This is a genomic window from Nocardiopsis sp. NPDC049922 (assembly GCF_040660275.1).
Classification (GTDB): Bacteria; Actinomycetota; Actinomycetes; order Streptosporangiales; family Streptosporangiaceae; genus Nocardiopsis.
This window is the reverse complement of record NZ_JBFAME010000003.1, coordinates 235650-248824: the sequence shown is the minus strand read 5'-3', so window position 1 is coordinate 248824 and position 13175 is coordinate 235650. Positions and strand designations below refer to the sequence as shown.

General features: G+C 73.1%; 16 protein-coding genes. 1 reads left to right on the top strand and 15 read right to left on the bottom strand.

Annotated elements, in window-relative coordinates; translation table 11 throughout:
- The first annotated feature begins 131 nt into the window (after window positions 1-131).
- Window positions 132-725 carry a flavin reductase family protein gene (locus tag AB0I72_RS07775; protein ID WP_358564189.1) on the top strand — a complete coding sequence of 198 codons (594 nt, stop codon included), beginning with the start codon at window positions 132-134 and terminating at the stop codon, window positions 723-725.
- A gap of 67 nt (window positions 726-792) precedes the next feature.
- Here the strand turns inward: AB0I72_RS07775 and AB0I72_RS07770 are convergent, their stop codons facing one another.
- The 15 genes from AB0I72_RS07770 to AB0I72_RS07700 all read right to left on the bottom strand — a co-directional run bounded on the left by AB0I72_RS07770 (window position 793) and on the right by AB0I72_RS07700 (window position 12969).
- Window positions 793-1461: a maleylpyruvate isomerase N-terminal domain-containing protein gene (locus AB0I72_RS07770; RefSeq protein WP_358564187.1), complete on the bottom strand. Its 669-nt coding sequence runs from the start codon at window positions 1459-1461 to the stop codon at window positions 793-795.
- Between the two features lie 79 nt (window positions 1462-1540).
- The gene (locus AB0I72_RS07765; protein WP_358564186.1) at window positions 1541-2161 is read right to left on the bottom strand and encodes an FMN reductase; all 621 of its coding nucleotides are present in this window, start codon (window positions 2159-2161) and stop codon (window positions 1541-1543) included.
- Window positions 2158-3261: an LLM class flavin-dependent oxidoreductase gene (locus AB0I72_RS07760; RefSeq protein WP_358564184.1), complete on the bottom strand. Its 1104-nt coding sequence runs from the start codon at window positions 3259-3261 to the stop codon at window positions 2158-2160. Before AB0I72_RS07760 ends, AB0I72_RS07765 begins: the two co-directional genes overlap by 4 nt.
- Window positions 3262-3668: 407 nt before the next feature.
- Entirely contained in the window at window positions 3669-4019 is a 351-nt protein-coding gene (locus AB0I72_RS07755; RefSeq protein WP_358564182.1) for an ADP-ribosylation/crystallin J1, read from the bottom strand.
- Between the two features lie 372 nt (window positions 4020-4391).
- On the bottom strand, window positions 4392-4754 hold the full coding sequence (locus AB0I72_RS07750; RefSeq protein ID WP_358564180.1) for a DUF4333 domain-containing protein: 363 nt from the start codon (window positions 4752-4754) through the stop codon (window positions 4392-4394).
- A gap of 188 nt (window positions 4755-4942) precedes the next feature.
- Window positions 4943-5365: a hydroxyphenylacetyl-CoA thioesterase PaaI gene (paaI, locus tag AB0I72_RS07745; protein ID WP_358564178.1), complete on the bottom strand. Its 423-nt coding sequence runs from the start codon at window positions 5363-5365 to the stop codon at window positions 4943-4945.
- Window positions 5362-6459 carry a 1,2-phenylacetyl-CoA epoxidase subunit PaaE gene (gene paaE, locus AB0I72_RS07740; RefSeq protein ID WP_358564176.1) on the bottom strand — a complete coding sequence of 366 codons (1098 nt, stop codon included), beginning with the start codon at window positions 6457-6459 and terminating at the stop codon, window positions 5362-5364. The genes paaI and paaE overlap by 4 nt, the downstream gene beginning before the upstream one ends.
- Window positions 6459-6980, bottom strand: a complete 522-nt coding sequence (paaD, locus tag AB0I72_RS07735) for a 1,2-phenylacetyl-CoA epoxidase subunit PaaD (RefSeq protein ID WP_358564174.1) — start codon at window positions 6978-6980, stop codon at window positions 6459-6461. The genes paaE and paaD overlap by 1 nt, the downstream gene beginning before the upstream one ends.
- Window positions 6974-7852, bottom strand: coding sequence for a 1,2-phenylacetyl-CoA epoxidase subunit PaaC (gene paaC, locus AB0I72_RS07730; protein ID WP_358564172.1), 879 nt, complete (start codon window positions 7850-7852; stop codon window positions 6974-6976). The genes paaD and paaC overlap by 7 nt, the downstream gene beginning before the upstream one ends.
- A gap of 60 nt (window positions 7853-7912) precedes the next feature.
- The gene (gene paaB / locus AB0I72_RS07725; protein ID WP_358564170.1) at window positions 7913-8218 is read right to left on the bottom strand and encodes a 1,2-phenylacetyl-CoA epoxidase subunit PaaB; all 306 of its coding nucleotides are present in this window, start codon (window positions 8216-8218) and stop codon (window positions 7913-7915) included.
- Window positions 8215-9183, bottom strand: coding sequence for a 1,2-phenylacetyl-CoA epoxidase subunit PaaA (paaA, locus tag AB0I72_RS07720; RefSeq protein ID WP_358564168.1), 969 nt, complete (start codon window positions 9181-9183; stop codon window positions 8215-8217). Before paaA ends, paaB begins: the two co-directional genes overlap by 4 nt.
- A gap of 96 nt (window positions 9184-9279) precedes the next feature.
- The gene (locus AB0I72_RS07715) at window positions 9280-10068 is read right to left on the bottom strand and encodes an enoyl-CoA hydratase-related protein (protein ID WP_358564166.1); all 789 of its coding nucleotides are present in this window, start codon (window positions 10066-10068) and stop codon (window positions 9280-9282) included.
- A gap of 2 nt (window positions 10069-10070) precedes the next feature.
- Window positions 10071-10946, bottom strand: coding sequence for a 3-hydroxyacyl-CoA dehydrogenase family protein (locus AB0I72_RS07710; RefSeq protein WP_358564164.1), 876 nt, complete (start codon window positions 10944-10946; stop codon window positions 10071-10073).
- Window positions 10943-11722, bottom strand: coding sequence for an enoyl-CoA hydratase/isomerase family protein (locus AB0I72_RS07705; protein WP_358564162.1), 780 nt, complete (start codon window positions 11720-11722; stop codon window positions 10943-10945). The genes AB0I72_RS07710 and AB0I72_RS07705 overlap by 4 nt, the downstream gene beginning before the upstream one ends.
- An 11-nt stretch (window positions 11723-11733) precedes the next feature.
- The gene (locus AB0I72_RS07700; RefSeq protein ID WP_358564160.1) at window positions 11734-12969 is read right to left on the bottom strand and encodes a thiolase family protein; all 1236 of its coding nucleotides are present in this window, start codon (window positions 12967-12969) and stop codon (window positions 11734-11736) included.
- Between the last annotated feature and the right edge of the window lie 206 nt (window positions 12970-13175).

Genomic DNA, 13175 nt, shown 5'->3' with positions numbered 1-13175 from the left:
AGGATTCTTGTCGCGACTGTCCGTAATTGACCTGAGAGCACATCTACCACGCGCGGCCCCGGCACGCACTCACCGCGCGCGGCGGGGCCGCCCCGAGTCGCGCGAGGGTGTGCGGTAGATTGCGGATTCCGATGCGTACCGAATGGACACCCCAGGACCTGCCCGGACGGGCCTTCTACCAGCTGCTGACCGCCGTGGTGGTGCCACGCCCGATCGCGTGGGTCTCGACCACCTCGGCGTCGGGCGTGGACAACCTCGCGCCGCACTCCTTCTTCACCGTGGCGTGCACGGAGCCGCCGATCGTGCAGTTCACGTCGGTGGGCCGCAAGGACTCGCTGACCAACGCCGAGACGACCGGGGAGTTCGTGGTCCACCTCGCCCCGGAGGGGCTCCGGGAGCAGGTCAACGCCACGGGCACGCCCTACCCGCCCGAGGTGAGCGAGTTCGACGCCGTGGGGCTCACCCGGGAGGCGAGCAAGGCGGTACGGCCTCCGCGCGTGGCGGAGTCGCCGGTGGCCCTGGAGTGCGTCCTGCACTCCACGGTCGGACTGGGCGACTCCACGGTGGTGTTCGGCCGGGTGGTGCACGCCGCCGTGGCCGAGGACGTCCTGGTGGACGGCCACCCGGAGGTGACCCGACTGCGGCCGTTGGCACGCCTGGGACGCAACGAGTGGTCCGCTCTGGGCGAGGTCGACGCGCTCGACCGCCTCCCCTACCGTCGCTGACCCCCCGGCCCGCGCCCGGGGCCGGAGGATGGACGCCCGCACCGCAGCGGCGGCGGTCAGGCCCGGCTCAGACCGAGAGATCGGCCTCCGGGATCGGCAGGGTGGGCAGGCGGCCCGCGACGGCCGACGGGTCGCCGGTCCAGTCGAGCGCGGCGATCTGGGCGAGGGTGCGGCGGCCCGACACCGACCGCGCGAGCTCGAAGGCGGTGGCGCGCAACTCCAGGTCGGGTTCGGCGCCCAGCAGCCACTCCTGGCCGGTGTCGGCGGCCAGCACCCGCACGCCGGGCAGGGACGCGTCCCAGTCGCGCGTGTGGAAGCCCAGGATGAGACCGGCGACCTGACCGGCGTCCTCGGTCTGGGGTTCCATGCCCAGGGCGCCGCGCAGGTCGTTCTCGTGGTGCCACACGTCGAGCGCGGGGAGCTTGAAGCGCGACCTGGCCTGGGCGGCGAAGACCTCCAGGAGGGCGGGCGTGGCGGCGCGCCACTCGTCGCAGATCGCGGGCAGGTCCGCTGCGGCGCGCTCGGCCACCTGTCGGGCGGTGGCCTCGTCTCCGGAGGGCGGGACCAGGCCCCTGGTACCGACGTCGACGCACACGCCCGCCAGATGCGCGTAGGTCTGGAGCACGTTCCAGGCGGGCAGCGCGGGGACGGGGGCGGCGATCCGGTCGGCGGTGAGCCCGGCGGCCAGGTCGAGAAGCCTGTTCTGACAGGCGGTGTAGACGCTCGTGGAGTCCATGGCCACACGCTACCGAACAGCGTTCGGCCTGACCGGGGCGGGGCGTGGCGGCCCCGCCCCGGTCAGGTGCGGGCGGCCGTCACCGGCCCAGGCCGCTCATCAGCTCGTCGAAGGAGACGGGATCCTCGAAGCCGTCCCGGCCGACCGGCGCGTGGTCGATCGCCAGCGCCGCCAACTGGCGGGCCGCGCGCCCGATCCGCTCGGTCAGCTCCCGCCCGCCGCCCTCGCCCGAGCCCCAGTCCTCCGAGGCCGCGTACACCCCGGTCGGCGCCACGATCGAGCGCGTGTGGGCGAACATCGGCCGCAGCGCGTGGTCGAGGACCAGGGAGTGCCGGGGGCTGCCCCCGGTGGCGCCGACCAGCACGGGCTTCGCGTCCAGGGCCTCGTGCTCGACCACGTCGAAGAAGGACTTGAACAGCCCGCTGTAGGAGGCGTTGAACACCGGCGTGACCGCGATGACGCCGTCGGCGGAGGCCACCTGCTCCAGGACCTCGCGCAGTCGACCGGTGGGCACGCGCGTGGTCATGGCGTTCATGATGTCGTGGGCCACCTCGCGCAGCTCCACGACGGCGGTCTCGGCCCGCACGCCGCGCTCGGCCAGCGCCTCCCGGGTGGCGGCGGTCAGCCGGTCGGCGAGCAGCCGGGTGGAGGACGGGGCGCTCAGCCCCGCCGTGACGGTGACGATCGAACGGGCGGTCATCGAACGGCCTCCTGGATCGGGTCGGCCTCCTGCCGGGCGGCCAGCAGGGAGGCGTGGGTGGGCGCGTCGGGGACGTGGGCGGGCCGGCCGGAGGCGAACTCGCGGCGCAGCACGGGCACGACCTCCTCGCCGAGGATGTCCAGCTGCTCCAGGACGGTCTTGAGCGGCAGGCCCGCGTGGTCCATGAGGAAGAGCTGGCGCTGGTAGTGGCCGAAGGAGTCGCGGAAGCCCAGGGTGCGGTCGATGACCTCCTGGGGGCTGCCCACGGTCAGCGGGGTCTCGCGGGTGAACTCCTCCAGCGAGGGCCCGCCGCCGTAGACCGGCGCGTTGTCGAAGTAGGGACGGAACTCGCGGACCGCGTCCTGGGAGTTCTTGCGCATGAACACCTGTCCGCCCAGCCCGACGATGGCCTGGTCGGCGGTGCCGTGGCCGTAGTGCTCGAAGCGGCGGCGGTACAGGGAGATGAGCCGCTTGGTGTGGGTGGCGGGCCAGAAGATGTTGTTGTGGAAGAAGCCGTCACCGTAGTAGGCGGCCTGTTCGGCGATCTCCGGGCTGCGGATGGACCCGTGCCACACGAACGGCGGCACGCCGTCCAGCGGGCGCGGCGTGGAGGTGAAGCCCTGCAGCGGGGTGCGGAACTTGCCCTCCCAGTCGACCACGTCCTCCCGCCAGAGCCGGTGCACGAGGTTGTAGTTCTCCAGCGCCAGCGGGATGCCCTGGCGGATGTCCTGGCCGAACCACGGGTAGACCGGGCCGGTGTTGCCGCGGCCCATCATCAGGTCCACGCGCCCGTCCGCCAGGTGCTGGAGCATGGCGAAGTCCTCGGCGATCTTGACCGGGTCGTTCGTGGTGATCAGCGTGGTGGACGTGGACAGGACGAGGTTCGTCGTCCGCGCGGCGACGTAGCCGAGCAGGGTGGTCGGCGACGAGGGCACGAACGGCGGGTTGTGGTGCTCACCCGTGGCGAAGACGTCGAGGCCGACCTCCTCGGCCTTGAGCGCGATGGTGACCATGGCCTTGATGCGCTCGGCCTCCGTGGGCGTGCGCCCGTTGGTGGGGTCGGTGGTCACGTCGCCGACCGTGAAGACTCCGAACTGCATGGCCCGCTCCCAAGTTAGCTTCCAAAGAAGTAGTTTCTAGCGAAACTATCATGCCGAACAGCGGCCCCCTCCGCGGTATTCCCCGCCGGCCGGCGGCGGGCGAGCGTTCATCCACAGGCACGCTCCGTATCCACTGAACGTCACCGAAACGTGCTATCCCTGACAGTGGCGGATACCGCGACGGTCACCGGGAGTCATCGCGGCCGAGCGCGGCTGGAGAGCACAGGAGAAGGAGGAGGGCGCCGACCGCCCGACCGGGCGCCCGACACCCCCCATGGCCACCACCCTCGACCCTCGACGGCACGTCCCCCACCAGCACCGGAACACCCACGACGACACCGACCGCGCCCCGGCCGACCGCGAGCCGGTCGTGTTGGCCGACGCCCTCGACGAGGTCCTCGACGTCCTCAGCCGGGCAGGAACGAACGCACCAGCTCGATCGGCCCCACGATGTGCGCGTTGAACTCGTCCAGCTCCTCGGCGGGCACCCACAGCTCCAGGATCGTCCGGCCGCCGGCCTGACGCACCGGGTACCGGGCGGCGAAGGCCGCGTCCAGGTGGAAGCGCGTGACGTGGCCCTCGCCGTCGCGGGGCAGGTTCCAGTCGCGGGCGATGCGCACCGCGTAGTCCTCGTTCAGGACGGGGTAGAAGATCGGCTGCTCGGGCAGGCGGGCGGGCCACTGGCGCCACCCGGACTCCCTGACCAGGGCCAACTCCTCGGGGCCCGTCGGACGCCACAGCGTCAACACGTCGCGCACACCGCCACCTCCCTCGCACCGATCGGACGAGCAGCTTAGGGAGCCGTGGACCACTCCGCACCCCGTTTTTACCGTCAGGGACGAAAATCGGGCCGGGCGTAGGGAACACTGGACCTGTACGAAGCGTTCTCACAGGTGAAGCGCCCCACAGGACCCCGGAAGACCCCGTCCACCCAACTCTCCACGAGGTGCTCACACAATCCATGCGCGGGTGCTGGTGCCCGTGTCGGCAATGGGGGTTACCGACACGTACTCAGACGCCCACCCGCCTTCCCAGCGGCCGGACCGCACTCAGTGCACACTGGCCGCGCACGCTGTGGCCCGCGTTGGGGGACGCGGGCCACAGCTATGCCCGGGGGATGCCGCCCGGCTCTACAGGGGCTGCTCGTCGATCTGGAGCTCCCACTGGACGTCGGAGCCGTCGACCGAGGTCGTCGTGATGGTCACGCCGACGCTCTCGCCGCCTTCGGTGAACTCGCAGCGGATCTCGGCGCCCACGTCCGCGGGGAGGTCCCGGGAACAGGTGAAGTCCTCGGGGGCCCGGCCGGACTCGACCAGAGTCTCGCTCGCGTCCCGGGCGAGCTCATCGGCGGGGACGACGGCGGGGCCGCCGACGACGACGTTGTACGAGCAGCCGGTGGACAGGAGCAGGGGCAGCGCTCCCAGGGCCGCTCCGGCGATGATTCGGTGCCGTTGGATCCGCCGCATCGCGGCCTCCTCGGTGTGCGGTGACATTCCACGTGGGCAGACGGCGGGAACGGCGTGCGGGTTCCGAAACCGGGTGCTTCGATGCGCGGCCGTGTCCTCTGTCCGGGCGCCGGCCCGGGTCCGCCGGACCGACGGGCCCTCTCCTCTCTCACCGCCCGCTCCAGGGACACACGTGGGGCCGGGCCCTCCCGGCCCGGCCCCACGCACGTATCCTCTCAGCCGCCGTTGAGCGTGCGACTGCGCCCGCGGAACTCCGCGATGACGTCCTCGCCCCGGCGGACGGTCACGTCGACCACCCCGTTGCGCCCGTAGGCGACCCGCTCCACGGCCGTGGCCACCAGCACGTCGCCCTCGTGGACCGGCGCCACGAAGGTGATGTCGGCGCCCGAGGCCACCGTCACCCCGCGCCCGTCCCGGTTGCACGCGCACGCGAACGCGGTGTCGGCCAGCGTGAACACGAACCCGCCGTGCGCGATGCCGTGCCCGTTGACCATCAGCGGCCCCACGGCCATCTCCACCGTCGCCGTGCCCGGCCCGGCCTCCACCAGCCGCATCCCCAGGTTCTTGGACGCCTGGTCGGCCTCGAACATCCGCCGGGCGGTCTCGTTGCCCCCCAGGGCCTCCCCGATCCCGCTCATGAGTCGAAGTCCACGGTCACGGCGTCGGTCTCGGGCAGCGCCTGGCAGGAGAGCGCGTACCCGGCCTCGACCTCCTCCTCGGACAGGGCGTAGTTGCGCAGCATCCGCACGCTTCCGTCGCACACCTTCACCCGGCACGTGCCGCACACCCCGCCCTTGCAGGCGAAGGGCAGCTCCGGGCGGTAGCGCTGGGCCGCGTCCAGGACCGGCACGTCCCGCGGCAGGGTCAGCGTGGTGGTGCGCCCGTCCAGGACGACCGTGACCTCGCTGGCCGGGCCCTCCACGCCGGGCTCCTCGTGGCGCGCCTGGGGCGGCGGCTCGTCGCCCTCGACGAAGAACAGCTCCTGGTGGATCCGCTCCCCGGGCACGCCGCGCCCGCGCAGGACCTTCCGGGCGTCGGTCACCATCCCGTAGGGACCGCACAGCCACCAGTGGTCGGCGGGGTCGGCGACCACCACCGTGTCCAGCAGCCGCTCCAGCTTGGCGGCGTCCAACCGGCCGGTGAACAGCTCGGCCTCGCGCGGCTCACGGGAGAGCACGTGCACGAGCTCGAAGCGCGGGCCGAACGCGTCCTTGAGGTCGGCCAGATCGTCGGCGAACATCACGGTGTCGCTGCGCCGGTTGCCGTACAGCAGCACCACGTGGGAGTCGGTCGCGCTCAGCAGGGACGCCGCCATCGACAGCATCGGCGTGATGCCCGACCCGGCGGCGACCATCACGTGCCGCCCGGAGACGGTCAGGTCGGGGCAGAACCGGCCCGTGGGGACGCCCACCTCGATCTCCTCGCCCGGCCGCACCTCGTTGACGAGCCAGGAGGAGAACAGGCCGTCGGGCACCAGGCGCACGCCCACCCGGGGAGCCTGGCCCACGGGCGAGCAGACGGAGTAGCTGCGGCGCTCCTCCACCCCGTCCACGACACGGCGCAGGGTCAGCGACTGCCCGGGGGCGAAGGCGTACTCCTCGGCCAGCTCGTCGGGCACGTCGAAGGTGACGGCGACGGCGTCGTCGCACAGTCGCTCGACGTCGGCCACCCGCAGCCGGTGGAACGCGGCGCCCCGGCGCGGCGGCGCGGTCTCGGTGGCGGTCGTGGTCATCAGACCTCCTTGACGTGCTCGAAGGGTTCGAGGCAGGAACGGCAGCGGTGCAGCGACCGGCAGGAGGTCGCACCGAACCGGGACAGCTCCTCGGTGTCGGCGGTCCCGCAGCGCGGACAGCGCGGGACGGTCCGGGTGGGTGACAGGGTCAGCGGGATCGGCCCCGACGCGCGGCGCGGCGCGCTCCCGGGCGGCGAGATGCCGTGCTCGGCGAGCTTGCGCCTGCCCTCGTCGGTGATCCAGTCGGTGGTCCAGGCCGGGGCCAGCGCCGTGCGGACCTCGACCCGGTCGAATCCGGCCGCGCGCACGGCCCGGTCGACGTCGGCGCGCATCTCGGCGATGGCCGGGCAGCCCGTGTAGGTGGGGGTGATCCACACCGTGACGGCGCCGTCGTCCTCCACCGCCACGTCCCGCAGGATGCCCAGGTCGGCGAGGGTGAGCATGGGCAGTTCGGGGTCGGTGACCGCTGCGGCCGCCGACCGGGCGCGGGCGCGCGTGTGCTCCCTGGTGGTGGTCACCATGTCGCCTCCGGGTGCTCGCGGGCCACCATCTGGAGCTCGTCCAGGAGGGGGGCCAGGTCGGGGGTGTGGACGCCGTCGCGTCCGGCCACGGCGGGCTCGGGGAAGGCGGGCGGCGCGTCGAGAGTGGCGGTCGTCAGGACCTGGGTGAGGACGTCGTGCACCTCGGCGCGCACGGTCGCCGGGTCCACGGCCACTCCCCGGTCGGCCAGCCTCGCCTCGACGGGGTGGGTGGCGAACGGCTCGCCGGTCAGCGGCCACACGTCGGCCACGGCCCGGGCCACGCGTTCGTGGGAGTAGGGGGTTCCGTCGCCCAGGCGCAGTGCCCAGGAGACCGCGTACTCGCGGTGGTAGGCGAGTTCGTGCACGGCCTTGGCGGCGATCGCGGCCAGGACGGGGTCGCGGCTGTCGGCCAGGCGGGTGAACACGGCCAGGCGGGCGCTGGAGAGCACCAGGAGGGTGACGATCGCGCGCGCGAAGTCGCCCCGGGGCGCCTCGGCCAGGTGCACGTTGCGGAACTCGCCGACCGGTCGGCGGTAGGCGAAGGCGTCCTCGTCCCGACCGGTGCCGTCGGCCTGTCCGGCCCGCGCGAGCAGCAGCCGCGCCTGGCCGAGCAGGTCCAGCGCGATGTTGGCCAGGGCGACCTCCTCCTCCAGTTCGGGGGCGTCGGTCACCCAGTGGACGAGCCGCTGCGCCTGGACGAGCGCGTCGTCGCCGAGCATCTGGCAGTACAGCGCCAGATCGGCGCCGTCCACCCCCTCGGGCAGGGTGGTGTCCACGCCCGCGAGGGCGTCGGTGAACCCGGTCCCGAAGGCCCAGCGGGCGTCGCCGCCGTGCTCCTCGCTCAGGGCCGTGTAGATGTTGTCGCCACTCATGCTTTCCTCGGTCTCGTCCCATCGTCCTCGGCCTCGGCGGGCGCCCGCCCCGTCGTCCGCTCAGATGTGCGGGACATCGTCGGGGATGGGGTAGAAGGTCGGGTGCCGGTACACCTTGTCGCCGCTGGGGTCGAAGAAGGGGTCCTTCTCGTCGGGGCTGGAGGCGGTGATGTGCTCGGCGCGCACGACCCAGATGCTCACGCCCTCGTTGCGGCGCGTGTAGAGGTTGCGCGCGTTGTGCAGGGCCATGTGGTCGTCGGGTGCGTGCAGAGAGCCGACGTGGACGTGGTTGAGTCCGCGCTTGCCCCGGACGAAGACCTCGTAGAGCGGCCACTCCGGGCGCGCGGGGGTCGTGTCGCTGCTCATGCCGTGGCCTCCTGGGCGTGCTTGCGGGCGTAGGCGGTGGCGGCCTCGCGGACCCACGCGCCCTTCTCGTGGGCGGCCCGGCGCCGCTCGATCCGTTCGGCGTTCTTGGGTCCGCTGCCGGAGATGACCTGTTTGAACTCCACCCAGTCGGGTTCGCCGAAGTCGTGGTGGCCGCGCTCCTCGTTCCAGACCAGCTCCGGGTCGGGCAGGGTCACGCCGAGCCGCTCGGCCTGGGGGACGGTCATGTCGACGAACTTCTGGCGCAGGTCGTCGTTGGTGTCGCGCTTGATCCGCCAGGCCATGGACTGGGCGGTGTTGGGCGAGTCGGCGTCGGGCGGACCGAACATCATCAGCGAGGGCCACCACCAGCGGTCGACCGCGTCCTGCACCATCGCGCGCTGGGCCTCGGTGCCCTCCATCATGCGCATGAGGAGCTCGTAGCCCTGGCGCTGGTGGAAGGACTCCTCCTTGCAGATGCGCACCATGGCGCGGGCGTAGGGCCCGAAGGAGCTGCGGCACAGCGGCACCTGGTTGCAGATCGCCGCGCCGTCCACCAGCCAGCCGATCACGCCGACGTCGGCGAAGGTCAGCGACGGGTAGTTGAAGATCGAGGAGTACTTCTGGCGGCCCTCGATGAGCCGCTGCGTCAGGTCGGCGCGGTCCACTCCGAGCGTCTCGGCGGCCGCGTACAGGTACAGGCCGTGTCCGGCCTCGTCCTGCACCTTGGCCAGCAGGATCGCCTTGCGGCGCAGGCTGGGCGCCGACGCGATCCAGTCGCCCTCGGGCTGCATGCCGATGATCTCCGAGTGCGCGTGCTGGGACACCTGGCGCACCAGCGTCCTGCGGTACCCGTCGGGCATCCAGTCGCGCGGTTCGATGCGCTGGTCGGCGGCTATCCTGCCGTCGAACTCCGCCTGGCGGACGTCGGCGCCCTCGGGCGGCGCCTGGGCCGTCACGGTGGACATTGCTCGCTCCCCATTCATAACCGAACGTTCGGTCAGTAATTAGTATCCACCGATCCGACCGCCCGGGCAAGTCCCCCGGCGACCGGATCGGGCAGGTCAGCGACCGGTGAAGGTCGGCGCCTCCTTGTCGAGGAAGGAGTTCACCGCGCCGACGTGATCGGCGGTCATGCCCAGCCGGTTCTGCAGCTCGGCCTCCTCCTCCAACAGCGACGGCAGCTCACGGGTGCCCGCGGCCGCCGCGCGCACCTCGCGCTTGGCCGCCGTGAACGCGAGCGTGGGCCCCGACGCCAGCCGCGCCGCCACCTCGCGGGCGCGCTTCTCCCACGCGTCGTCGTCCACGACCTCCGTGACCAGGCCCAGCTCCAGCGCGCGGTCGGCGCCGACCATCTCGCCCAGCAGCATCAGCTCCATCGCCCGCGCCTGGCCCAGCGAGCGCACCAGCCGGTAGGCCAGCCCTGAGTCCGAGGCCAGGCCGATCCCGGTGAACGCGGTGCCGAACTTGGCCCGGCGAGCGCTGATCCGCACGTCCCCGGCCAGCGCGAAGCCCATCCCGGCGCCCACGCAGGCCCCGCCGACACCCACCACGACCGGCACGCGGATGTCCTCCAGGGCCAGCACGATCCGGTTGTAGTGCTCCCGGACGGTGGTGAGCGCCCGCTCGGGCGTCTCCTTCAGGACGCGGGCGTGCTCGGCCAGGTCCTGGCCCACGCAGAACGCCCGGTCCGACCCCAGCAGCAGCACCGCCCGCGCGGTCTCGGAGTCCGCGGCCGCGCGCAGCGCCGCCAGCAGCTCCTCCTTGACCGCGACCGTCAGCGCGGGGCTGTTCAGCCGTACCGTGGCCAGTCCGTCGCTCTCCTCGAACTCCGCCGCCCTGTGCTCGCTCACGCCTACTCTCCCTCGTCCCAGGTGTGGAAGCCCTGCCCGGTCTTCTTCCCGAGCTTTCCCTCGGCGACCCTACGGCGCAGCAGGTCGGGCGGCGCGAACCGGTCCCCCAGTTCCTTGGCCAGGTGTTCGGCGATGGCCAGCCGCACGTCCAGGCCGACCAGGTCGGTCAGGCGCAGCGGACCCATCGGGTGCCGGTAGCCCAGCTCCATGGCGGTGTCGATGTCGGTGGGCGAGGCCACCCCCTCCTCCACCATGCGGATCGCCTCCAGGCCCAGCGCCACGCCCAGACGGCTGGTGGCGAACCCGGGCGCGTCGCGGACCACGATCTCGGTCTTGCCCAGGGCGGCCACCCAGCCGCGCACGGCGGCCACGACCGCCGCGTCGGTGTCCGGGGCGGTGACGATCTCCACCAGCTTGGAGGCGGGGACGGGGTTGAAGAAGTGGGTGCCCAGGAACCGGCCGGGCCGCCGCAGCGCGGCGGCCAGGTCGGTCACCGACAGCGAGCTGGTGTTGGAGGCCAGGACGGTCTCCTCGCCGACGGCCGCCTCGGCGGCGGTCAGCACGGCGATCTTCAGGTCGGGCCGCTCCGGAACCGCCTCGACGACCAGCCCGGTGTCGGCGGGGATGGCGGCGGTGTCGGTGACGGTGGTCAGCCGCGCCAGGCAGGCCGCCGGTTCGGCGTCGATCCTGCCGCGCTCGCGCGCCCGGTCCAGCCCGGCGGCCACCCGGCCCCGGCCCGCCTCGGCGGCGGCGTCGGTGGCCTCCACCAGCACCACGTCCGCGCCCGCGGTGAGGAACTGCTGGACGATCCCCGCGCCCATGGTGCCGCCGCCGATGACGGCGACGGTCGCGGGCACGCCCGTGTCGGTGCTGCTCAACGCTTCTTCCTCTCCAGGAAACGGGTCATCCGGTCGTGCTTGTCGGCGCTCTCGAACAGCACCGCCTGGGTCAGGTCGTCGGCGATCGGGTGCGCGCCGTCGGCGTCCAGGACCATCTTGGTCATGCGCAGGGCCAGCGCGGAGGAGGCGGCCATCCGGTCGATGAGGGCGTGCGCCCGGTCCCGCAGCTCCTCGGCGGGCACGATCTCGGCGACCAGGCCGTGCCGCAGGGCCGCCTCGGCGTCCAGCCGGAATCCGCCCAGCAGGACCTGCTTGGCCACGGACAGCCCGACCAGCTCCCGCAGCCGCCAGCAGGCGCCCGCCCCGGCGATGATGCCCAGGCCCGGTTCGGGCTGGGCGAACACGGCGGTGGGCGTGGCCAGGCGGATGTCGCACGCGTAGGCCAGTTCGGCGCCGCCGCCCAGGGCGTAGCCGTCCACGGCCGCGACCGTGGGGACCCGCAGCCGGTGCAGGCGCTCGAACAGGCGGCTGTTGATTCCGGCCAGGGCCTCCTCGCGGCCGCGTTCGCGCAGCTCGGCGATGTCGGCGCCGCCCGCGAACACGTCCCCGTGCCCGGTGAGCAGCAGGGGCCGGGGGGCGGCCTCCACTCGGGCGCACACCTCGTGCAGCTCGGCGATCATCGTCCCGTTGATGGCGTTGCGCGCCCGCGGGCGGTGCAGCTCCACCACCACGCGGTCCTCGCGCCAGTCCACGCGCAGCGTCTCGAAGTCGCCGTCCTCGTCGCCGCCGACGACGGAGTGCTTGACGTCGGTCATCAGGCTCCCCCTCAGACCCGCTCGACCAGCAGGGCGGCGCCCTGGCCCACGCCCACGCACAGGGTGGCCAGGCCGCGCCGGGTGTCCTCGCGCTCCATGCGGTTCAGCAGGGTGACCAGGATGCGGGCGCCGGAGCTGCCCAGCGGGTGACCCAGCGCGATCGCGCCGCCGTCGGCGTTGACGCGCTCGGGGTCGAGCTTGAGTCGGCGCATGACGCCCAGGGACTGGGCGGCGAAGGCCTCGTTGAGCTCCACGGAACCGACCTCGTCGAGCGCCCACCCGGCGCGGGCGAGCACCTTCTCGGTGGCGGGCACCGGGCCCAGGCCCATGATCTGCGGGGGCACCCCGGCCGAGGCCGAGGCCACCACGCGGGCGCGCGGTGCCAGTCCGTGCCGCTCGACCGCCTCGGCGCTGGCCAGCACGAGGGCGGAGGCGCCGTCGGACAGGGACGAGGAGTTGCCCGCCGTGACGATGCCGCCCGCCCGGAAGACCGGTCGCAGCCTGGCCAGGGAGTCCTCGTCGGTGTCGGGGCGGGGGCCCTCGTCCGCGCCGACCTCGTGGGTGGCGCCCCTGCGGCCGGTGACCGTCACGGGGACGATCTCGCGGTCGAAGCGCCCGGCCTCGGCCGCGGCGACCGCCCGCCGGTGGCTGCGCAGCGCGAACGCGTCGCACTCCTGTCGGGTCAGCCCCTCCAGGACCGCGACCTCCTCGGCGGTCTCGCCCATGGACAGGGTGTAGCGCAGGTCGTTCGGGGAGGCGTCCGCCGGGGCCTGGGCGTCGTGGTCGGCGAACCTGGGGTTGGTGAAGCGCCAGCCGAGGGAGGTGTCGGCGACCTCGCCGGGCTTGGCCCAGGGGCTGCCGGGCTTGGCCATCACCCAGGGGGCGCGGGTCATCGACTCCACACCGCCGGCCACGACCACGTCGGCCTCACCGGCGCGGATCGCCTGGGCCGCGGAGGCCACCGCGGTCAGGCCGCTGGCGCACAGGCGGTTGACGGTGTACCCGGGGACGCTCGGGTCCAGCCCCGCCAGCAGCGCCGCCATGCGGGCGACGTTGCGGTTGTCCTCGCCCGCCTGGTTGGCGGCGCCGAGGACGACCTCGTCCACGGAGTCGCCGGGGACTCCGGACCTGCGCACGGCCTCGGCCACGACCGTGGCCGCCAGGTCGTCCGGTCGCACGGCCGACAGCGCGCCGCCGTAGCGGCCCTGAGGGGTGCGCACCCCGTCGACCAGGTAGACGTCGCTCACGCGGGGCCTCCCATGTTGAGGGCGGTGGTGTGCGCCACCGCCACGTGTGAACTCATCGACACCTCTCCTTGACACGCCTGCCCGGAGACTGCCTTAATGCATTAGTAACCGAACGTTCGGTCAGTAAGCAAGTCGGCCCGCCCCGTAGCGGGCCGCCGCCCATCTCGCGCGCCGACCGCGCCGCCGCACCCGTCCAGGCGTCCGAT